This is a genomic window from Streptomyces sp. NPDC059092, assembly GCF_042756365.1.
GTDB lineage: Bacteria > Actinomycetota > Actinomycetes > Streptomycetales > Streptomycetaceae > Streptomyces.
Genome location: NZ_JBHZEJ010000045.1, coordinates 46429 through 67987, shown reverse-complemented (window position 1 = coordinate 67987; position 21559 = coordinate 46429). Strand labels below are relative to the sequence as shown.

The following is a 21559-nucleotide window of genomic DNA, read 5'->3' as shown; positions in this document are numbered from 1 at the left end:
ACGCCCACAGCCCCCGGCGGTGGGGGGGGGGGGGGGTCCCGCCCCCCCCCCCGCCCCGCTGCCGTGCCGAAGCGCGGGATCAGGCTTCTACGCTGTCCTTCGCCTTGCCGTCGCCCGCCTCCGCGGCCTCGCGCTCCGCCTGCTTCTTGGAGGCGATGAGGCTGGTGATCGTGGTGATGATCAGGACACCGCAGATGACGCCCAGCGACACCGGGATGGAGATCACGGGGACGTGCACCCCGGTCTCGTGCAGCGCGTGCAGCACGAGCTTCACGCCGATGAAGCCCAGGATGGCCGACAGGCCGTAACTGAGATGCACCAGCTTCCTCAGCAGACCGCCGAGGAGGAAGTAGAGCTGGCGCAGACCCATCAGGGCGAAGGCGTTGGCCGTGAAGACGATGTACGGGTCCTGTGTCAGGCCGAAGATCGCGGGGATGGAGTCCAGCGCGAACAGCACGTCGGTGGTGCCGATGGCGAGCATGACGACCATGAGCGGGGTCAGGATCCGCTTGCCGTTCTCCCGGATGAAGAGCTTCGTGCCGTGGTACCTGTCGGCGACGCCGAAGCGCTTCTCGACGGACTTGAGGAGACGGTTCTCCTCCCACTCCTCCTCCTCGTCGTCCGAGCGCGCCTCCTGGATGAGCTTCCAGGCGGTGTAGATCAGGAACGCGCCGAAGATGAAGAAGACCCACGAGAAGCTGGAGATGATCGCGGCGCCCGCCGCGATGAAGATCGCGCGCAGCACCAGCGCGATCAGCACACCGACGAGCAGCACACGCTGCTGGAGGTGCGAGGGAACCGAGAACTTCGCCATGATCAGGATGAAGACGAAGAGATTGTCGACACTGAGCGACTTCTCGGTGACGAACCCGGCGAAGAACTCGCCGGACGCCTGGGCCGTGCCGAAGAGCAGCAGGCCGAGGCCGAACAGCGCGGCGAGGGCGATCCAGACGACCGTCCAGATACCGGCTTCCTTCGTCGACACGTCATGGGGCTTGCGCCCGATGAAGAAGTCGACCGCGATAAGGGCACTGAGACCAAGAATGGTCAGCACCCACAGGGTCATGGAGACGTCCACTGTTCCTCCGGCTTCGTACGGCTACTGATCAGCGTCGTCGCTGCCGGAGGTCTCCTCCACCCGGGCGGCACTGCCGCTCCGCGGGCCGACGCCCCGGGACCGATGGCGGTCCGTATTGACGGGTACGTCGCGATGTGGGAGTACTCCCCTCCGCTGCCAAGAACAGTACAGGAAAGCCCAAGGAACGGTAAAGAGCGAGCCAAATGATCTTCAAGTGCGCTGCTCGGCACCTCTCCGACGGGTAGCGCCACGCCCTTCGGGGGCCGCGCTCAGCGCTCTCCCGTCCGTCGCGCGTGCGCGACGCGGTCCAGTACCCGGCGCACAACCTGGCCGCCCGGCGGGACCGCCGGGGGCTCGTACGTCCAGGAGTGGCCGACCCAGGGGTCGGCGAGATGGTCGTCGGGTACGGGGGTGATCCGGAGCAGCGAGCGCCAGAGCGGGTCGAGCACCGGTCCGTACGCGCTCGCGTCCTCACGGTCCGCGACCATCAGCAGATGCACGCCGACCGCCGGGCCCTCGTCGGCGAGGTAGCGGAGCTGGGTGACCGCGCGGTCGTCGAAGCCGTGCGGGAAGTCGTTGACGATCAGAAGCTGCTCGGCGGTGTCCAGATCCGGCGGCAGCGACTCGGCGGCCCCGCCCCGCACCGCCATCTGGACGAGATCCACCCGCTGGGTGAGGCGCGCGAGGACGGCGGCCACTCCCCCGGCGCCGGGGGCGGGCGGCCGGTCGAGCACGCCGGACGTGATGAGCGGGGCCAGCGGTACGGCGGCGGAACCGGCCGGGTCGATCACCTGGACGGTGAACTCGCCGGGCGGATGGACCGCGAGGAGCCGGGCGGCGAGGGCGACCGCCGTGTCCATCGCCGCCCCGCGGAGCTGCGTGTCGTCCATCATCAGGGCGGCGTCGGAGCCGGCCCTGCCGCTGTCGATCCACAGCCCGCGCTCCAGCGGCAGCCGTACGAGCATCGGGATCCGCAGCTCCGGGCGTTCGGGGAGGTGGACGTCGCCGAGGCGCAGCGCCATCGGGATCTCCATCGGGACGCGGTAGGCGTGCCAGACGGGGCTGTCCCAGCGGGCGTACGCGGGCGGCAGTGCGGGCTCGACCACCTCGGCCTCCGCGACGAGCTGGGTGAGGTCGCGGTCGAGGACCTCGCGGGCCTGGGCGGCGAGGTCGTCGTGCCGGGCGCGGGCCTCCGCACGGGCGGCGTCGCCCGCGCCGCCGATGCGCTGCCGGGGGTCGGAGAGGACGCGGTCCAGCTCCTGGTCCATCCGGGATTCGGCGAAGTCGGTGGCGCTGCGGTAGGCGGCGACGGTGCGGGCCAGGTCCTCGAACATGCCCCAGACCTGGTTGTAGAGGCGCTCGTCCATGGACCAGCCCGTGGCGTCGCCGGCGACCGGACGGGGCGGCTGTCCGGGCGGGGTGGCCTGCGCGGCGGGTGGCGGGGTGGGCGGCGCGGCGGTCACGCGGCCCGGATGGGTGTAGTTGACCGCGCCGGCGGCGCCTCCCGTGCCCGCCGGTGCGCCGGGTGCGGTGGGTACGGCGGCCGGTTCTGCGGGGAGCGGCTGCGGGGCGGCGGCGTGCGGCCGGCCTTCGGCCCTGGCGGCGTCGCCCCTGGCCCCGCGCGCGCCGTCCTGCGCGCCGGTCGCACCGGGCACGCCGGGCACGCCGGGCACGCCGGTCAGCGGGGCCTGTACGGCGCCGGTGAGATGCCGGGCCACGGCCTCCTGGACGCCCGCGGCGAAGCTCGCGGCCTGCGGCAGGCCCTGGTCGGCGAAGAGCTCCGCGAGGCCCCCCGCGTACCCCTGGCCGACGGCGCGCACCTTCCAGGCGCCCTGGCGGCGGTAGAGCTCCAGCGCCACCACGGCGGACTCGGTGTCCAGGCCGGTGAGGGTGAAGCTGGCGATCTCGGTGCCGTCGAGGGCGGTGACGGCGGCGAAGGGCGCGGCGGTGGCGCCGAAGCGGTCGGGCCCGCCGACCCCTTCGGGGAGCGCGAGCAGCACGTGTACGAGACGCGCCCGCTCGGACAAAGCCTCCAGGTCGACGTGGAAGCGCAGCGACGCGGCGGCCTGGCGGGACACCTCGATGCCGGGGAGGCGGGGCGAGCCGGGGTGGGCGATCCACTCGGGGCCGGGCAGGGCGCCCTGGGCGTCCGCCAGCGCGGCGCAGGCCATCACCGGGGCGCCGGCCGTGACCCGGATCTCCAGTCGGGTGTGGGGCAGGGGGTGGTTCTGTCCCCGGACCAGCTCGGCCGTCATCGCCTGTGTCCCCTCGTCGGTGACGCGTCGTTCTTGAGATGTGGGTGGTACGGGTGCGGTCGTCGGGCGCGCTCCTCGGCTACGGAGTCCGGGCGCGGCTCTCCGGACGCGCTCCCCGGGTACGGGTACGCCGGAGCAGCCGCGCAGCCCCCGGCGGCCTGGGCGGGGCCCGGCCTCCGGGAGCTGCGCGTACGTCCGTGGTCCTGCGCCGGGTTACAGGTGCGGCAGGATCGACGGCATCAGGTCCTGGAACGTACGGCCGTTGGCCGGGTTACCGAGGGCCGTCATCTGCCAGCCGGCGCCCACCCGGTGGACCTTCGCCATGATCTGGGCGGTGTACTGGCCGCCGCCGTCGAGCGTGTAGCGCGCCAGTTCCTGGCCGTTGGTCTCGTCGACGATGCGGCAGAAGGCGTTCTGCACCTCCTGGAACGTCTGGCCGGTGAAGGAGTTCACCGTGAAGACGATCTGGTCGATATGGACCGGCACCCGTGCCAGGTCGACGAGGATCGCCTCGTCGTCCCCGCCCTGTCCCGCGCCACCGACGAGGTTGTCCCCCGTGTGCCTGACCGAACCGTCGTCGCTGACGAGGTGACGGAAGAAGACCACGTCGACCGGCTGCTTGTCGGCGAAGAGCACCGCCGAGGCGTCCAGGTCGATCTCGCGCGTACGGGAGCCGAACAGACCGCGGCGCGGCGCGGCCTGCCAGCCGAGGCCCATGCGCACCGCGGTCAGCGAGCCGCCGTCCTTCTTCTCCAGGCTGATGGCCTGTCCCTTGGTCAGATTGACCCCAGGGCCCCCGGGCGCGCCGCCCTTGGATACGTCCACCACGCGCTGTCCCCTCTCGAATGGTTTCCCCCGCAACCGTCCGAATACGGTTACGCGTACGCGGCACCCTACGCAGTCACGCGGACGGCGCAGGAGCGTTGGACCGTTTTTGTGTCGGTCTTGCAACACACCAGGTGTCCGGTGTGTCAGGCCAGTCCCGCCTCCCTCATCTGCCGCAATTCCTTCTTCAGTTCACCGACTTCGTCGCGGAGCCGGGCGGCGATCTCGAACTGCAGCTCGGCCGCCGCGGCCCTCATCCGCTCGGTCATCTCCTCGATGATCCCCGCGAGTTCGGCTGCGGGCCGGTCGGTGACCACCGCGCCGGTGGCCTTGCCGCTCCTCGCCGACCGCGTGGCGAGCGAGGGAACCGGTGCCGTCCCCGCCTTGCCGTCCTTGGTCTGCCGGTACCCCGTACCGAGCAGGGCTTCGGTGTCGACCTCCTCGCGGGCGATGGTCGCGACGATGTCGTTGATCTTCTTGCGGAGCGGCTGCGGGTCGATACCGCGCTCGGTGTTGTACGCGGTCTGCTTCTCCCGGCGGCGATTCGTCTCGTCGATGGCCCTCTCCATCGCCGGGGTGACCTTGTCCGCGTACATGTGGACCTGGCCGGACACGTTGCGTGCGGCGCGGCCGATGGTCTGGATGAGCGAGGTGCCGGAGCGCAGGAAGCCCTGTTTGTCGGCGTCGAGGATCGCCACGAGGGAGACCTCGGGCAGGTCGAGCCCCTCACGCAGCAGGTTGATGCCGACGAGGACGTCGTACTCACCGGCACGGAGCTCGCGCAGCAGCTCGACCCGGCGGAGCGTGTCCACGTCGCTGTGCAGGTAGCGCACCTGGATGCCCAGCTCCAGGAAGTAGTCGGTGAGGTCCTCCGCCATCTTCTTGGTGAGGGTGGTCACCAGGACACGCTCGTCCTTCTCGGTGCGCTCGCGGATCTCGTGCACCAGGTCGTCGATCTGGCCCTCGGTGGGCTTGACGACGACCTCCGGGTCGACGAGTCCGGTGGGGCGGATGATCTGTTCCACGAACCCGTCGGAGCGGGAGAGCTCGTACGCCCCGGGGGTGGCCGAGAGGTAGACGGTCTGGTCGATCCGCCCCTGGAACTCCTCCCACTTCAGCGGCCGGTTGTCGAGCGCGGACGGCAGCCGGAAACCGTGGTCGACCAGGGTGCGCTTGCGGGACGCGTCGCCCTCGTACATCGCGCCGATCTGCGGCACGGTGACATGCGACTCGTCGATGACCAGCAGGAAGTCCTCGGGGAAGTAGTCGAGGAGGGTGTTGGGCGCGCTGCCGGGGGACCGGTCGTCGAAGTGCATCGAGTAGTTCTCGATGCCGGAGCAGGAGCCGATCTGGCGCATCATCTCGATGTCGTACGTCGTCCGCATCCGCAGGCGCTGGGACTCCAGGAGTTTGCCCTGCTTGTCCAGCTCGGCCAGGCGCGTCTCCAGCTCCCGCTCGATGCCGTTGACCGCCTTCTCCATGCGCTCGGGTCCCGCCACGTAGTGGCTGGCCGGGAAGATGTACAGCTCCTGGTCGTCGGTGATGACCTCGCCGGTGAGCGGGTGGAGCGTGGAGAGCGCCTCGATCTCGTCGCCGAACATCTCGATGCGGACGGCCAGCTCCTCGTAGACCGGGAAGATCTCGATGGTGTCGCCGCGGACGCGGAAGGTGCCGCGGGTGAACGCCAGGTCGTTGCGCGTGTACTGGATGTCGACGAAGCGGCGCAGGAGCTGGTCGCGGTCCAGCTCCGCGCCGACCTTCAGCGGCACCATCCGGTCCACGTACTCCTGGGGCGTGCCGAGGCCGTAGATGCAGGAGACCGAGGCGACCACGACCACGTCGCGCCGGGTGAGGAGCGAGTTCGTCGCGGAGTGCCGCAGCCGCTCGACCTCCTCGTTGATCGAGGAGTCCTTCTCGATGTAGGTGTCCGACTGGGGGACGTACGCCTCGGGCTGGTAGTAGTCGTAGTACGAGACGAAGTACTCGACGGCGTTGTTGGGCAGCAGCTCGCGGAATTCGTTGGCGAGCTGAGCGGCGAGCGTCTTGTTCGGCGCCATCACCAGGGTGGGACGCTGAAGCTTCTCGATCATCCAGGCGGTGGTCGCCGACTTTCCCGTGCCGGTCGCGCCGAGCAGGACGACGTCCTTCTCCCCCCCGCGCACACGCCGCTCCAGGTCGGCGATGGCCGTGGGCTGGTCGCCGCTGGGCTGGTAGGAGCTGACGACCTCGAAAGGCGCCACCGTACGTTCGATCTTGGAAACGGGCCGCATGAATCCACCGTACGACCCCGCACTGACAGTGGGGCCCGAAGCGGCTCCCGGGACCGCCCCGGATCAGGCGGGCGGCGTGGCCGGGATCACCAGTCGTGGAGGTCCGGAGGGCTGCGGCGCGGGGACCGGGCGGCGGTCCTGTCGGCCGGGTCGCGGTAGGCCGGGCGTGGCCGGATGCGCTGCGTCGGCACCCCGGAGTGTCCGCACGGCCCGGCCCCGGAGCCCGTGGACCGCTCCCTGTCGCCGCCGCCCGTCACCAGCAGCGGGTCGACCACCACCGCCACGCCCGCCAGCAGCAGGAAGACCGCCGGGCCGATCAGCATCGGGACGAGCAGTTCGGCGGCCCGCTCGCCGGTCGCGGCGCCGGCCGTCTCCTCCAGGTGGACGTGGACGGCGGCCATCGCCGTGTAGTGCATACCGGTCGACGCGGCACCCATGACCAGACTGGCGGCCAGACTGGCCAGGAATCCCCGGCGCGAGACGACGACCCAGAGGGCGCCCGTGGCGGCGATGACGGCGATGAGTACGGAGAGGGCGACCGTCGTGGTGTCGTAACCGATACTCCCGCCGTCCAGCCGCAGCCCCGCCATGCCGAGGTAGTGCATGGTGGCGATGCCCAGGCCGGTGATGGTCCCGCCGGTGAGCAGGGCCATCGGGGTCGACGCGCGGTAGCCCACGATGAAGATCCCGACGCCGACCATGAGGATGCCCACCACCAGGCTGGCGAAGGTCGTCATCCGGTCGTAGCCGACCGGCGCCTCGGCGACGACGAACCCCGTCATCGCGATGAAGTGCATGGTCCACACACCGGAGCCGAGCGAGGCGGCGCCGAGCGCCAGCCCGCCCGGTTTCCAGGCGCGCCGGGTCCGCAGGCATCTCATGGTGCAGCGCAGGCCCAGCGCCGAGCCGAGGCAGGCCATGACAAAGGCCACCACGGGTGTGACGAGACCGTAGCTGAATCCATCGATGGTGCCCTGCATGTTGGTTGGCCCTTCGCCCCTTGTGCTCACTGTACGGACGCGCTGGTTTCGGGAGGGTAGGACGGTCGGCTTGGATTCAAACAGGTACTCGGCGATTTATCGACAGGGGTCACCCCGAACCGGCGTATCCACAACTCCCGGACAGTTCTCCCCCGGCGTGTCTTCACGATGCCACCTCATGCCGTGACTTCATGTTGTGGCCAGCCTTCGCCTGTCTTCCGTTGGCCGAAGGGTGTCACCCTCGTGCTGACCGTCCCACGGCACGCCCCTCCTTCACGACCACCTCACGACGCGAGGAGTCCATGTGAACGCACGCACCTCAGTCACCACGGCCGCCGCACTGCTCGGGATCTCGGCACTGATCCTCCCGGGCACCGCCACAGCCGCGACCGCCCCCGCGGACCCGGCGGCACGGTGCACGGGCCCGCTCGTGATCGCGCACCGCGGCGCCTCCGCGTACGCGCCGGAGAACACCCTCCCGGCCGTCGACGCGGCCGAGGCCCTGGGCATCGACTGGGTGGAGAACGACGTCCAGCGGACCAAGGACGGCCGGCTCGTCGTGATCCACGACGACAGCCTCCCGCGCACCACCGACGTGGAGCAGGTCTTCCCGGACCGGGCGCCCTGGAAGGTCAAGGACTTCACCGCCGCGGAGATCGCCCGGCTGGACGCGGGAAGCTGGTTCGGCGAGCGGTGGGCGGGCGCCCGCGTACCGACGCTGGAGCAGTACCTGGGTGCCGTGGAGGCCAACCAGCAGAAGCTGCTCCTGGAGATCAAGTCCCCCGAGCTGTATCCGGGCATCGAGAAGGACATTCTGCGGGTGCTGCGCCAGGAAGGGTGGCTGGACCGGGGACACGTCAGGAACCGGCTGGTGATCCAGAGCTTCGGCGCGGACAGCGTCCGCGCCGTGCACCAGGGACGGCCCGACGTCACGACGGGCTTCCTCGGCACGCCCCCGGTGGCCGAACTGCCGTCGTACGCGGCGTTCACGGACCAGATCAACCCGGCGTACACCTCGCTGACCAAGGAGTACGTGGCGGCGGTGCACCGCCTGAAGGGCCCGCACGGCAAGCCGCTGACGGTGAGCACCTGGACGGTCAACGACGCGGCGGGCGCGGTACGGGTCAGGGACCTCGGCGTGGACGGCGTCATCACCAACAACCCCGACGTGGTGCGGGACGCGGTCGGCTGAGCCGGGACCGGCGAGCCGATGCCGGACCGGCGGGCTGAGCCTTGACCGGGCATCGTCGCTGGTGAGGACCGTTGTCAGTGGCGGCCCGTACCGTGGTTCACATGAACGAGTGCGGGCGGTCGCCGGTGTCGCCGGCGGAGTGGACCGTCATGGAGAGCGGCATCGGGCCGCTGCTGCTGGCCGCGACGGACCAGGGGCTGGTGCGGGTCGTCTTCCACGCGGAGACGCGCGTACGGGAGAAGGCGCTCGCCCAGCTCAGGGACCACCTGGGCGCCGAGCCGGCCGAATCCGCCTCCGGCCTGCTGAGCGGGGCGATACGCGAGCTGTCGGCGTACTTCGCGGGTGAGCTGCGGGAGTTCGGTCTGCCGCTGGACTGGACGCTCTCCTCCGGCTTCAACCGGCAGGTGCTGCGCGAACTGGCGACGGGTGTCCCGTACGGCACGGTGGTCGGTTACGGCGATCTGGCCGGGCGGGTGGGGCAGCCCACGGCGGCGCAGGCCGTCGGCGCGGCGATGGGCTCCAACCCGCTGCCGGTGGTCGTGCCGTGCCATCGCGTGGTGGAGAGCCACGGCGGGCTGGGCGGCTTCGGCGGCGGGCTGGAGACGAAGCGCCGGCTGCTGGCCCTGGAGGGCGTGCTTCCGGAGCCGCTGTTCTAGGGCGTGTTTCCGGCCGTCGGGACCGCCGGCGGGGGTGGCGGCACGTTTGCGTACGCCGCGCGCGTGCCAGGGATGGGGACATGCCCGACACAGCAGGCACCACTTCGCAGCTCTCCCCCGAGGTACGGGAGGCACTGGCCACGGGCCGCCCCGTGGTCGCCCTGGAATCGACGATCATCGCGCACGGCCTGCCACGGCCCCGGAATCTCGCGGTCGCCGAGGAGCTGGAAGGGCTCGTGCGGTCCGGCGGCGCCGTGCCCGCGACCGTGGCCGTCCTGGACGGCCGACCCCATGTCGGCCTGGACAGGGACCAGTTGCGGCGGATCGCGCGGGACGACTCCGTACGGAAGCTGGGCCATCGCGATCTCGCCCCCGCGATCGCGGCGGGCGCCGATGGCGCGACGACCGTGTCCGCCACCGCGTTTCTCGCCGCGCGCGCCGGGATCCGCGTCTTCGCGACGGGCGGCCTGGGCGGGGTGCACCGCGGCTGGACCGAGACCCAGGACGAGTCGGCCGATCTGCGGCTGCTGGCCGGGACCCGGATCACGGTGGTCTGCGCCGGGGTCAAATCGATCCTTGACGTCCCGGCGACCCTCCAGCGGCTGGAAACGCTGGGTGTCTCCCTCCTCGGCTACCGGACGGAACGTTTCCCCGGCTTCTACCTGTCCTCCTCGGGCGAACCGGTCGACTGGACGGTGCGTACGCCCGAGGAGGTCGCCGCGGTGATGGGCGCACAGGACGCGCTGGGCGGCCCGGAGGCCGCGCTCATCGTGGCCAACCCCGTTCCGGAGGCGGACCAGCTCGATCCGGAGCTGCACGACCGGGTACTCGCCGAGGCGCTCACCGAGTGCGCGGAGCGGGGCATCGGCGGTCAGGCCGTCACCCCGTTCCTGCTGGACCTGCTGGCGCGGCGGACCTCGGGCGCCTCGCTGGAGGCCAATCTCACGGCGGTACGCGGCAATGCGCTGCTCGCGGCGCGGATCGCCACGGCGTGGACGGCCACGGTGACGCCCGGGAAGCCGGCAGCCGGGCGGAAGGAAGCGGCCGAGTGACGGGCCACCACGACCGCCCGGGGGCGGCGCTGCTGGTGATCGGTGACGTGGTCACCGATGTGGTGGCGCGGCACCGCACCCCGCTCAACCACGGGACCGACACCACCGCCGAGATCCGTACGCTCCCGGGTGGCTCCGGGGCGAACGCCGCCTGCTGGGCGGCCCACTCCGGCTGCGCGGAGGTCCGGCTGCTGGCCGGGGTGGGCGCGGACGCCCGCGACTGGCACGCGGAACGGCTGCGGCGCGCGGGGGTACGGGCCCGCCTCGTCGTCGACGCGCGGGCGCCGACGGCCACGGTCGTCTGTCTGGTCGACGCGTCCGCCGAACGCACCCTGCTCACCGACAGCGGCGCCGCGCTGCGCCTGTCGCCCGCCGTCTGGTCGCCGGACCTGCTCGACGGGGTCGGCCGGCTGCATCTCTCCGGCTATCTGTTCTTCGCCGACACGAGCCGGCCGCTGGCTCTCACCGCGTTGGGCTCGGCGCTGGAACGTGGCGTTCCGGTGAGTGTGGACCCCGCCTCGGCCGGGTTCCTCAAGGAGCTGGGGGCGGATCGTTTCCTCGCGGCGGTCGAGGGCGCCGAGACCTTGCTCCCCAACGCGGACGAGGCCCGGCTGCTCACCGGTCTGCCGAACCCGGCGGACGCCGCGGCCGAGCTGAGCAGGCGGGTACCGGTCGCGGTGGTGACACTGGGTGGCGACGGGGCGCTCGTTGCCGAGCGGGGCGCGGTGACGGCCAGGGTCCCGGCGTTCCCGGCGCGGGCCGTGGACTCGACGGGGGCGGGGGACGCGTTCACCGGCGCGTTCCTGGCGGCGCGCCTCAGGGGAGCGAGCCCGGCGCGGGCGGCGGAGGCCGGCTGCCGGGCGGGCGCGCGGGCGGTGGAGATCCCGGGCGGGCGCCCGGAAACGGGGCGAGCGGAGCGAACGGAGTAAGCGGAGTCGCGCGCCGGTCACGCGGGGGCCAGACCGCTCCATGCCGGGTGGCGTGGGTCGTCGGCCCGTACGACCACATCGGCGGTCGCGGCCGGGTCCACCTCCGTCTCGTACCGTTCGTAGGCGGGGAGCGTCCAGCGCTCGTCCGGTTCCGTACGGCGCCGGAGCGCGCCCGGTGACAGCCGCAGATGCACCGTGAGGTCGAACGGGAACCAGTGCCCCAGCAGCAGGGGCCCGTGCACCACCAGCACCCCGCCCGGGGCGAGTTCGCGGCGCTGGGAGCGGGTCGCCCGGTCGGTGGCCGGGTCCCGGAGATCGGGCAGGACCCGCCCCGTGCCGCCGGGGTCCAGCGGTCCGAGCACCTCGCGCCAGATGGCGCCGGTGTCGAACCATCCGCTGTAGTACGTGTCGGGGTCCTCGCGCCCGTACTCGTACCGCAGCGACGCTGGGCGCAGGAAGCCGCCGGCGCCGACGACCAGCACCGAACGGCCGCGTACGCGCAGCGCTTGGGCGAGCGCGGCGGCCGACCGGTCCGGGCGGGCGGCCGGGGCGCCGTCGAAGGCGACGCGCAGCCAGGGGCCGCCGGCGGCCGGCGGGGTCTCCAGGAGCCGGTCGGCGACGGCCTCGGTCAGCCGTTCCCAGGTGATCGCTTCGAGTCGCACCGGTCCATCATCGTCCAGCCGCCGGGGAAGCGGAGCGGCGCGACGTCGACGTCACGCACCCGCCCCCTGGAGTCCGCCCGTCAGCACCCGGCCGCCGCGCCTCACTCCCTCCCCCCTCACGCCCCGCGCAGGACCTTCGCGAGGGTCCCCTCTCCCGTCACCTCGATCCGTCCGCCCCTCACCCCGTCCGCGACCGTCAGCGCACCCGTGCTCAGGGCGCGGCAGGTGTCGGCGTCCAGCGTGAGGCAGGCGTCAGGAGCCGGCGCGGGGCCGTCGCCGTACGCGGGTCGGCCGTACCCGGGTCGAGAGGCATCCCGTACCGCTTCGTCGTCCCCTAGGGCCTCTCGTTCGGATCTTGCCGGGCTCGCGGGGTCCAGCACCGCTCCCTGACGCGGCCAGATCCGAACGAAAGACCCTAGCCATACGTGGAACACGCCCTCGTCGAGCCGGACTTCCACCACTCCCGCGGCCCCCGCGGCGGCGACCGGCCCCGACAGCGCGCGCAGTAGTGGTACCGCGAACCAGTGCGCCCGTACCGCGTCCGTCGGGCGGCGCTCTTCCAGCGCCGGAGCGCCCCATTCCGCCAGCGCGGTGAGGACCGGTAGCAGTCCTCGTCCACGCTCCGTCAGTTCGTAGACGTACGCGGCGGCCGGCGGGGGCAGCCTGCGCCGCGTGGCCAGTTCGTCGCGTTCCATGTCCTTCAGCCGGGACGCGAGCACATCCGTGCTGACGCCGGGCAGATCCGCGTGCAGATCGGTGTAGCGGCGCGGACCCGCCAGCAGTTCACGGACGATCAGCAGAGTCCATCGGTCGCCCACGGCATCGAGGGCGCGGGCGGCGGCACAGTACTGGTCATAGCTTCGGCGACGTGGCATGCGACGCAGTCTAGACATGTCGTTGGACTTTCCAAGCTCGAACTTGGTAAAACCAAGTATCGCACTCAAGGTCGGGGAGGCCACCGCATGGAATTCCGGCAGTCGAGCAAGCTCAGTGAGGTCTGCTACGAGATCCGCGGCCCGGTGATCGAACACGCGGACGCGCTGGAGGAGGCGGGCCACAGCGTGCTGCGCCTCAACACCGGCAACCCCGCGCTCTTCGGGTTCGAGGCGCCGGACGAGATCCTCCAGGACATGATCCGGATGCTGCCGCAGGCGCACGGCTACACGGACTCGCGGGGCATCCTCTCCGCCCGTCGCGCCGTGGCCCAGCGCTACCAGGCCCTCGGGCTGAACGAGGTGACGGTCGACGACGTCTTCCTCGGCAACGGCGTCTCGGAGCTGGTCTCCATGGCCGTACAGGCGCTGCTGGAGAACGGCGACGAAGTCCTCATCCCCGCACCCGACTTCCCGCTCTGGACCGCCGTCACCACCCTGGCGGGCGGGCGGCCCGTGCACTACCTCTGCGACGAGTCGGCGGAGTGGTACCCGGATCTGGACGACATGGCGTCGAAGATCACCGACCGCACCAAGGCCGTGGTGATCATCAACCCCAACAACCCGACCGGCGCGGTCTATCCGCGGGAGATCGTCGAGGGCATCCTCGATCTCGCCCGCCGCCATCAGCTCATGGTGTTCGCCGACGAGATCTACGACCAGATCGTCTACGACGACGCGGTCCACCACACCGCCGCCTCCCTCGCCCCCGACCTGGTCGTCCTCACCTTCAGCGGGCTCTCGAAGACGTACCGCGTGGCCGGTTTCCGCTCCGGCTGGCTCCTCGTCACCGGCCCGAAGCAGCACGCGCGCAGCTATCTCGAAGGGCTCACGATGCTCGCCTCGATGCGCCTGTGCCCCAACGCGCCCGCCCAGTACGCCATTCAGGCCGCCCTCGGCGGCCGGCAGACCATCAAGGAGCTGACCGCGCCGGGCGGCAGGCTGTACGAGCAGCGCGACCGCGCGTGGGAGAAGCTCAACGAGATCCCCGGGGTGTCGTGCGTCCGGCCGAAGGGCGCGCTGTACGCGTTCCCCCGGCTCGACCCCAAGGTGCACAAGATCCACGACGACGAGCGGTTCGTCCTGGATCTGCTGCTGCGCGAGAAGATCCAGGTCGTCCAGGGGACGGGCTTCAACTGGCCGCGCCCCGACCACTTCCGGATCCTCACCCTCCCGTACGCGGACGATCTCGACGCCGCCATCAGCCGCATCGGACGCTTCCTGAGCGGATACCGCCAGTAAGGGGCTCGCGCGCATAGAGGGCGGGTTCACGGAATGCGGTGGGCTCGGCGAATACGGCGAATACCGCAGATTCGGCGAATACGGCGGATCGGCGGCATGTCACGGCTCAGCCGAATGCCACGGCTCGGCGGAATGCGGCGGCTCGGCGGAACGCGGCGGGAAAAGGAGCGGACCCGGGGGCATAGCCAACCTCCCGGGCCCTGAGATGCCACCCATCTGGCACGCCGGCACGTTTAAGGACCCAGGTCATTCATGAAGTCGCCGCGTCCTGCCTTTGGACCACCGCGCATCGAGCTGCGCAGGCCGGACTTGAACCGGCATTTCGACGTCAGGGGCCTGGGCCCGTTCGATCCGGCGATCGGCGGCGAATGCTGAGTCTGGAGCAATAGTCTGAGATTGATCGCGGTCTGCCTCTGCCCGTTGGGCTACCGCGGCCCGTCCATCCGTACGGATGTGCCGCGGGGAGGACTCGAACCTCCACTGGAACCGCGCCTTCACGACAAGCTTCAGCTTCAGCTTGCGCTCCTCGCGCACCCTGGCACACACCGGAAACGGGCTCAAGCCCGTGACCGACGGCCGGGGAATCTGGTGACTGCGTCCGCCGGATGGCCCGACGGAAATCACCCGGGCAACACTACCCGAACAGGTAGCCGAATACGGCGTCACCCACTCGTTCGTCGGTGACCTCGGCGCCGTTGGCCTCCTCGCGGGCGAACTTCACCGCCTGCTGAAGCTTCTCGACGCGGTCGAGCAGTTCGTTGACCCGGCGGGCCGGCAGCGCCCCGCTGAATTTCACCGTGGTCCAGTAACCGACCGGAATGTCCTCGTAGTACACCTCGACCTGCGCCGGGTGCTTCTCCGTGGCCTCCGCCTTCACATGGTTGCGCGGCACCTTCTTCGTACGGAGGGTGCGTACCGCCTCCGTCTTCCACGCGTCCGTGGACGGGTCCTGGCTCCAGGACTCCGCCGCGTCCAGCACCGGCAACTTGCGCACGAAGGTGTTGAGGTCGGCCAGTTGCTTCTCCAGGAAGAGCAGGTACGACACCGGCGCGTCGCTCACCAGCACCCGTCCGTCGACGGTGACATCGGCGCGCGCCGCACAGTTCGCCCAGTCCTTCGTGGCGGTCACGTCGAACAGGCGCGTCAGGGTCTTCGCGGTCTCGCGCAGCACGTCCTCGGCCTTGACCTGGACCCGGGTCGACTCGGGCGGAAGCTGCTCACCCTCCTCATCCTTCGTCTGGTACGTACGGGAGATCCCGGCCAGCAGCGCCGGTTTCTGGAGGCCGTGATGAGCCGCCGTCAGGTCCTGGTGAGCCTTGGACTTAACGCCCTTTTCCACCGCGATTATCTGATTGAGTTTCGCCACGTCGTCGACCCTAACAAGCCAACAACGCGCGATCGAAGAATTAAACGATCGCACGGGGAAACGATGGAACAGCTGCCGGGCGCACCAACCTTGGTATGGACCTGTCACGCATCCTCCGCTACGCTCCGGCTGGCATCGCCTGGAAGCGCTCTCAGGCGCTGCTGTTCCACCCCCACGCTGCTGGAACACAGAAGGGCAACTCCTTTGAGACGTACGACAGTTGTGCGCACCGGACTCTCCGCGCTCCTCATCCTCGGCACCTGGGTGACCGCCGGGGTCGCTCCCGCGGCCGCCACCCCCACCACGGCCTCCGACGCCAAGGCTCCCGCCTCCTCGGGCATGCTCACGGCGATGCAGAAGGACTTCGGCCTGACGAAGAGCCAGGCCGTGGCACGACTGGCCGCGGAGAAGACCGCGGCCGCCGTCGAGACCAAGGCGAAGCGCGCGGCGGGAGCGTCGTACGGCGGCTCCTGGTTCAACGCGGACAGCGGCACGCTGACCGTCGCCGTCACCGACGCGGCCAAGGCCGACGCGATACGGGCGACCGGAGCGACCGTACGCCTGGTCAAGCACAGCGAGCGGCAGCTCGACGCGGCGAAGGACCGGATCGACGCGTTCGCCGACGACGCGCCGGCCGGTGTCAGCAGTTGGCGCGTCGACACCAAGACCAACCAGGTCGTGGTGGACGTCGTGGCCGCGCGGAAGAACGACAACGATGTCCGCGCCTTCGTGGCCCAGGCCCGCGAGGCCGGCCCCGTCACGATCGCCGAGACCGCCGAGGCCCCGACGACCTTCGCGGCGGGCACGGTCGGCGGCGACCCGTACTACACGGGCAACGTCCGCTGTTCCATCGGCTTCTCGGTGCAGGGCGGCTTCGTCACCGCCGGGCACTGCGGCTCGGCCGGCGCCCAGGTCAGGGGCTGGGACAACTCGTACATCGGCAACTTCCAGGGCTCGACCTTCCCCGGCAACGACTACGCGTGGGTGAACGTCGGCAGCGGCTGGTGGACCGTTCCGGTCGTCCTCGGCTGGGGCACCGTCTCCGACCAGCTCGTGCGCGGCTCCAACGAGGCCGCGATCGGCGCCTCGATCTGCCGCTCCGGCTCCACGACGCACTGGCGCTGCGGCAACGTCCAGGCCAAGAACGTCACGGTCAACTACTCCCAGGGCGCCGTGTACTCCATGACGCAGACCAGCGTCTGCGCCGAGGGCGGCGACTCGGGCGGCTCCTACATCAGCGGTGACCAGGCCCAGGGTGTCACCTCGGGCGGTTCGGGCAACTGCACCAGCGGCGGTACGACGTTCTTCCAGCCGCTGAAGCCGATCCTCAACCGCTACGGCCTCACCCTGCACACCGCCTGACCGGAAGTCCGCCGCACGGACGCGGCTTCGGACACGGCATAGGACACGGAAGCCTGTCGCACGGACCGGGCCGGGAAGACCGCCCCGGCCACCGGCGGCAGGCTTTCCGGCGTGCTCCGAGGTGCGGGTGAGGCGCCGGAGGTAGAGTCTCCGACCATGCCGTCGTGCCGTCCCGGGCCCGGGGACCCCTCACAGCCCCCGGAGAGCGCCGTATCCGCGCACTCCGCACAGAGCGCGGGCACCGAACGAGGCAGCAGCGGTGCGGACGGCGCCACCGACAGCGGTCATGGTGCGGACGCCGGCAGCGGTCACGGTGCGGAGGGTGGTACGGCCCGGGCCCTGCGGACCGTTCTGTACGCCGTGCGCTCCGCCACCGCGCTCAACCGGCTGCTCGACACCCTCCCCGCCTTCGCCGGGGACCACCGCGTCCGCCCGGTCTTCACGCTCGTCCCCGGCTCCGACTTCAGTACGGACGCCCTCGCCGCGCTCGACGGGGCGGGTGCCCGGACGATCCCCTGGCCCGAGGCCGTGCGCGGCGGACACGACCTGGTAGTGGCGGCGAGCCCCAACGGACCGCTGCACGAGCTGCCAGGACCGCTGGTGCTGCTGCCGCACGGCGCCGGGTTCAACAAGCGGCTCCCCCACACCTCGACGGACGACTCGGCGTCCGGACTCCACACACGCCAGCTCCTGCGCGGCGGCACACCGCTCGCCGCCCTGCACGCCCTCGCGCACCCCGACCAGTTGGCCCGGCTCGCCCGCGAGGCACCGGCCGCGGCGCGCCGGGCCGTCGTGGTCGGGGATCCGACGCTCGACCGCATCCTGGCTTCCCGCACGCGCCGCGAGCGGTACCGGGACGCGCTCGGCACCGGTGGCCGGCGGCTGGTGGCCGTGGTGTCGACGTGGGGGCCCGAGTCGCTGCTCGCCCGCCGGCCCGGGCTGCCCCGGCTGCTGACCGCCGAGCTGCCGTACGACGCCTACCAGGTGGCCCTCGTCCTGCATCCCAATGTCCACAGCAGGCTGGGCGGTTTCACCCTGCGGCAGCAGCTGGCGCCCGCGCTCGCCGCCGGACTGCTGGTGGCGCGCCCCCACGAGGAGTGGGCCGCCGTGCTCAGCGCCGCGGACTGCGTACTGACCGACCACGGCTCGTCCGCGCTCTACCCGGCGGCCCTGGACCTGCCGTTGATCGGCTGCTACGACGGCGGTACGGAGCTGCTGGCGGCCAGTCCGATGGCCGGGCTCCTCGCCCGGGTACCGCGACTGGCGCCGGACGAACCGCCGGCCGCGGCGATCGACGCGGCCGTCACCGGCCACCGTACGGGGGACACAGGGGCTTTGGCTGCTGCCGCCTTTGACCAGCGGGAACGTTCGCTGGAACACCTCCGTACCCGCTGCTACGCGCTCCTCGGACTGGAACCGCCCCCCGGCCGTATCGTCCCCCGCCCGCTGTCCGTTCCCCGGATCACGGCGCAGCGTCCGACCGCGCTCGCGGTACGGGTCGACGTACGGGGGAACGTGGTGTCCGTGGCCCGGCATCCGCTGGACAGCGGCCCGCACGACGGCCATGTGGCCGCGGAGGACGGGATGTCCACGCTCGACGAGATGCGGAGCGCCGGGCTCATCCACCGGCGCCCTCGGGCCGCGACGCCTGACGCGGACCGTACGCGGGACACGGTGTGGCCGCGGGACAGCGTGTGGACGGCGGCCGGCTGGACGGCCCGTGCCCTGGACCGCCATCCCGCGTGCCGGACAGCGGCGGCCGTCCTGGCCCACGACCGCTGCGTCCTGCGCCACCGCGAACCGGCCGTTCCCCGGGCCGTTCCCGGAGCCCTTTCCGGGGCCGGGCCCTCCGTGCTTCTCGCGGTGCGTATCACCGCGGACACCTCGCGGGGCGAGCCCTGGGTACGGCCCGACCCCGCGGCCGTGGTCTCCTGCGTGCACGGCTGGCTGGAGGCGAACCCGGGCCTGGCCACCGCCGCCCTGCCGGTGACCCTCGACTGCGTGGTGGGCGGCCGGCGGGCAACGGCCCTGCTGACACGGGCGACGGACGAGGACACCCGCGCCGAACTGTGACCCGCCGGGCCCGGCCTCAGGTCCCGAGTTCAGGTCCCGGCTCCGCGCCCGCCCGGACGCGCAGTTCCTCGGCGCTGCTCCGGTGTTCGCGCGCCGTCTCCCGGTCGCCGGTCTCCACCGCGAGCGCGGCCAGCTCTTCGTGCAGTACGGCCTGGTCGTACGTGGACTTCCGCCGCCGCTCCTGTGTCAGCGCCTCCTCGTACGCGGCGACGGCTTGCTCGGGCCGGCCCGCGTCCCGGTGCGTACGGCCCAGCTCGGCCGCCGTCCGGCCGATCATGCGGGTGTGGTCCTGCTCCCGCGCCAGGCCGAGCGTGGTCTCCAGCTCCGCCCCGGCCTCGTCCGGCCGGCCGGCGGCCCGCAGCGTCCGGCCGAGCAGGAAGCCCTGGAGCAGCACACCGTAGGGGTTGCCGACCGCGTCATGGATGGCGCGGGACCGCTCGAAGTTCGACACGGCCTCGTCGGGCCTTCGCCGCGACGCGAGGAACTTGCCCCGGAACTCCAGTGCGGAGGCGTGCAGTTTTGTACCGGGAACGACCGATTCCGCCGACCGCAGCGCCTGGTGCGTCTCCGTGTCGGCCTCGTCGGGCCGGTCGGCCTTCCAGAGCGCCTGCGCGAGTTGGCAGCGCATCCGGATCAGCGCCTTGGCGGCGTCGGCCGACCCGTCGCGCCGCGCGGCGTCGCGGCCCGTCTCGAAGGCGCGGATCGCGTCCGCGTGATTGTGGTGGTCCTCGTAGTGCTTCCACAACGGATCGCAGAGGGACCAGGCGTGTGTGTCCTCCCCCAGGTCGCTCGCGGTCCGCACGAGTCCGTACAGGGCCTTGCGTTCCGTATCGAGCCAGGACCGGGCCTCCGCCCCGCTCGCGAACGGTATGTCGGGGGCGTACGCAAGCGCGGGGACGGGCTCGGCCACGCGCATCCTGGCGGGAGCGATCATCCGGTCGGCTCTCTCCGCCTGCCTGCGGTACCAGGCCACGAGCCGACGCAGGCCCTCCTCCGTCTCGGCCGGATCACCGTGCCGGTCCGCACGGCGGGTGGCGTGAGCGCGCAGGAGGTCGTGCAGCCGCTTACGGCCGGGGCGTGGGGAATCCGCCAGCAGGGACGCGTTCGCCAGGAGGTCGAGCGCGTCCTCCGCGTCGTCGCGCCCGGTGCCGAGCAGGGCCATGGCGGCTTCGAGGGTGATGTCGTAGCCGGAATACCGCGGCATGAGCCGGTAGAGCCGCTGGGCGGCTGCCACGTCCAGCGCGTCGTAGGCGGCGTTCCAGACGGCTTCGACCACGGACAGCCCTTTCTCGTGGAGGTCCGCCGTGAGGTCCGCGACGATGCGCTCCACCCGCCTGCTGGGATGCTCACGCAGGAGTCCGCCCGCGGTGTGCAAGGCGATGGGAAAGCCCGCGCAGAGCTGTTCGAGTTGGTTCACCGCGTGCGGGGAAACCTGACGTCCCGTGTTCCGGACGTACTCTCCGAGTACGTCGAGGGCGGGCTCCCGCAGCAGCGGCTCCAGCACGAGACCAACCGTCCTGGGCCCCTCCAGAGCGTGCAGTCGTCGCTGGCTGACGACCAGGACCACCGACCGGGCGGAGACCGGCAGCAGAGTGGTGATCTCGTCGGCGGACCACACGTTGTCGAGGACGAGCACCGTGCGGGCCCCGCCGGTCACCGTCTTGTACATGCCGACCAGTTCGCGGTACTCGGCCGGCAACCAGCTCTCCCGGGTACCGAGCCGACGGAGCAGGTGCTTGAGTACGGCTTCGACGTCGACGGAGCCGGCCGTGCGCCATTCGTCCAGATCAACGTAGGTGGACCAGGGGAACCGGCTCTTCAGCTCATGGGCGAGATGAACGGCCAGGGCGGTCTTGCCGATGCCGCTGATCCCACTGAGCGTGACGATCAGGGGGTGTGCGGGCCCGGAGGGCTCGTCGCGGTCGAGCGCCCGCAGCACATGGCCGGACTCGGCGTCCCTGTTCTTGAACGCCGCCTCCCCCAGCGGGAGCTGATGCCCCGTCGGCGAGGAGGACGGGAGTGGCTTGCCGCCCTCTTCCCCGCCGTGGAAGTGGAAGTGCTGCGACGTGTAGCTGCCGATCTCGCCCGCCTGGACGACGGGGCCGTGCTGCGTACCGCCGTTGACGCTGTTGCCCCAGCGGCCCCCGCCGTCACCTGTCATGGCGCGCCGCCCCGGCCGCCGGAACCGAAGTACCGGCCGCCGACCCTGTGGATCGTGTCGACCTTGCCTGCCTGGATAACCGGCTCATTGAACGTGCCGCCGCTGATCTCGTTGTAATTGTCGCCGACCTGCTGGGCGGGGACCTCCGGGGACAACTCGTCCAGCAGCGCTCGCAGTTCGGCCGCCGCCTGCGGGTCCGCGCGCAGGGTGCGGCGCAGTCGGCCGCGCCATTCCGCGCGGAGGTCATCGACGGCTTCCGTGTCGTCCTCCCGCTGGGCCACGGTCAGTTCGGCCCGGGTCACCTCCAGATCAGCGCCGACGGACTCCGCGGAGCCCCACCCTCTCGCGGCGAAGAAACGCGCCACCCGGTCGCGCGCCCCGCTCCAGCCGTCCGTCGCCATCTGCTGGACGAGCGCCGTCGCGCCGGCCGTCGCCAGTGCCACCAACTCGGCTTCCACCGGTCCCCCTTCAACCATGACGAATTGTGTCCGCTTACGAAGTACGGGAGTGAACGAGCTTACCCG

The 21559-nt window shown here is 71.4% G+C and carries 17 protein-coding genes; 7 read left to right on the top strand and 10 right to left on the bottom strand.

The window, feature by feature from the left end:
* Positions 1-79: 79 nt before the first annotated feature.
* The 5 genes from ACFXPL_RS24260 to ACFXPL_RS24240 form a co-directional block, all read right to left on the bottom strand.
* Entirely contained in the window at positions 80-1078 is a 999-nt protein-coding gene (locus ACFXPL_RS24260; RefSeq protein WP_384923232.1) for a TerC/Alx family metal homeostasis membrane protein, read from the bottom strand.
* A 269-nt stretch (positions 1079-1347) separates the two neighbouring features.
* The gene (locus tag ACFXPL_RS24255; RefSeq protein ID WP_384923229.1) at positions 1348-3333 is read right to left on the bottom strand and encodes a TerD family protein; all 1986 of its coding nucleotides are present in this window, start codon (positions 3331-3333) and stop codon (positions 1348-1350) included.
* A 213-nt stretch (positions 3334-3546) separates the two neighbouring features.
* Positions 3547-4113 carry a TerD family protein gene (locus ACFXPL_RS24250; RefSeq protein WP_384923244.1) on the bottom strand — a complete coding sequence of 189 codons (567 nt, stop codon included), beginning with the start codon at positions 4111-4113 and terminating at the stop codon, positions 3547-3549.
* A gap of 191 nt (positions 4114-4304) precedes the next feature.
* Positions 4305-6428, bottom strand: a complete 2124-nt coding sequence (gene uvrB / locus ACFXPL_RS24245) for an excinuclease ABC subunit UvrB (protein WP_384923226.1) — start codon at positions 6426-6428, stop codon at positions 4305-4307.
* Between the two features lie 86 nt (positions 6429-6514).
* A complete protein-coding gene (locus ACFXPL_RS24240) occupies positions 6515-7408 on the bottom strand; it encodes an MHYT domain-containing protein (RefSeq protein WP_384923223.1) in 894 nt (297 codons plus the stop codon).
* Between the two features lie 304 nt (positions 7409-7712).
* On the opposite strand from ACFXPL_RS24240, the gene ACFXPL_RS24235 reads away from it, so the two are divergent.
* The 4 genes from ACFXPL_RS24235 to ACFXPL_RS24220 all read left to right on the top strand — a co-directional run bounded on the left by ACFXPL_RS24235 (position 7713) and on the right by ACFXPL_RS24220 (position 11237).
* Positions 7713-8600 carry a glycerophosphodiester phosphodiesterase gene (locus ACFXPL_RS24235; RefSeq protein WP_384923220.1) on the top strand — a complete coding sequence of 296 codons (888 nt, stop codon included), beginning with the start codon at positions 7713-7715 and terminating at the stop codon, positions 8598-8600.
* A gap of 101 nt (positions 8601-8701) precedes the next feature.
* On the top strand, positions 8702-9256 hold the full coding sequence (locus ACFXPL_RS24230) for a methylated-DNA--[protein]-cysteine S-methyltransferase (protein WP_384923217.1): 555 nt from the start codon (positions 8702-8704) through the stop codon (positions 9254-9256).
* A gap of 80 nt (positions 9257-9336) precedes the next feature.
* Complete coding sequence (locus tag ACFXPL_RS24225; protein ID WP_384923214.1) at positions 9337-10308, top strand: pseudouridine-5'-phosphate glycosidase; 972 nt, start codon at positions 9337-9339, stop codon at positions 10306-10308.
* Positions 10305-11237: a carbohydrate kinase family protein gene (locus ACFXPL_RS24220; RefSeq protein WP_384923211.1), complete on the top strand. Its 933-nt coding sequence runs from the start codon at positions 10305-10307 to the stop codon at positions 11235-11237. Before ACFXPL_RS24225 ends, ACFXPL_RS24220 begins: the two co-directional genes overlap by 4 nt.
* 17 nt (positions 11238-11254) lie before the next feature.
* Here ACFXPL_RS24220 and ACFXPL_RS24215 read toward each other — a convergent pair whose 3' ends face one another.
* Entirely contained in the window at positions 11255-11899 is a 645-nt protein-coding gene (locus ACFXPL_RS24215; protein ID WP_384923208.1) for a uridine kinase, read from the bottom strand.
* Positions 11900-12015: 116 nt separating this feature from the next.
* A complete protein-coding gene (locus ACFXPL_RS24210) occupies positions 12016-12792 on the bottom strand; it encodes a winged helix-turn-helix transcriptional regulator (protein WP_384923205.1) in 777 nt (258 codons plus the stop codon).
* Between the two features lie 69 nt (positions 12793-12861).
* Between ACFXPL_RS24210 and ACFXPL_RS24205 the strand changes: the two genes are divergently transcribed.
* Complete coding sequence (locus tag ACFXPL_RS24205) at positions 12862-14073, top strand: pyridoxal phosphate-dependent aminotransferase (protein WP_384923202.1); 1212 nt, start codon at positions 12862-12864, stop codon at positions 14071-14073.
* Between the two features lie 634 nt (positions 14074-14707).
* On the opposite strand, the gene ACFXPL_RS24200 is transcribed toward ACFXPL_RS24205, so the two are convergent.
* Entirely contained in the window at positions 14708-15439 is a 732-nt protein-coding gene (locus ACFXPL_RS24200; RefSeq protein WP_384923199.1) for a hypothetical protein, read from the bottom strand.
* A gap of 204 nt (positions 15440-15643) precedes the next feature.
* On the opposite strand from ACFXPL_RS24200, the gene ACFXPL_RS24195 reads away from it, so the two are divergent.
* Both ACFXPL_RS24195 and ACFXPL_RS24190 read left to right on the top strand, forming a co-directional pair.
* Positions 15644-16801, top strand: coding sequence for a S1 family peptidase (locus ACFXPL_RS24195; protein ID WP_384923196.1), 1158 nt, complete (start codon positions 15644-15646; stop codon positions 16799-16801).
* A gap of 156 nt (positions 16802-16957) precedes the next feature.
* Positions 16958-18874, top strand: coding sequence for a translation initiation factor 2 (locus ACFXPL_RS24190; RefSeq protein WP_384923193.1), 1917 nt, complete (start codon positions 16958-16960; stop codon positions 18872-18874).
* Positions 18875-18890: 16 nt separating this feature from the next.
* On the opposite strand, the gene ACFXPL_RS24185 is transcribed toward ACFXPL_RS24190, so the two are convergent.
* Both ACFXPL_RS24185 and ACFXPL_RS24180 read right to left on the bottom strand, forming a co-directional pair.
* Positions 18891-21035, bottom strand: coding sequence for an NB-ARC domain-containing protein (locus tag ACFXPL_RS24185; protein ID WP_384923190.1), 2145 nt, complete (start codon positions 21033-21035; stop codon positions 18891-18893).
* Positions 21032-21493: a hypothetical protein gene (locus ACFXPL_RS24180; RefSeq protein WP_384923187.1), complete on the bottom strand. Its 462-nt coding sequence runs from the start codon at positions 21491-21493 to the stop codon at positions 21032-21034. The genes ACFXPL_RS24185 and ACFXPL_RS24180 overlap by 4 nt, the downstream gene beginning before the upstream one ends.
* Positions 21494-21559 lie beyond the last annotated feature (66 nt).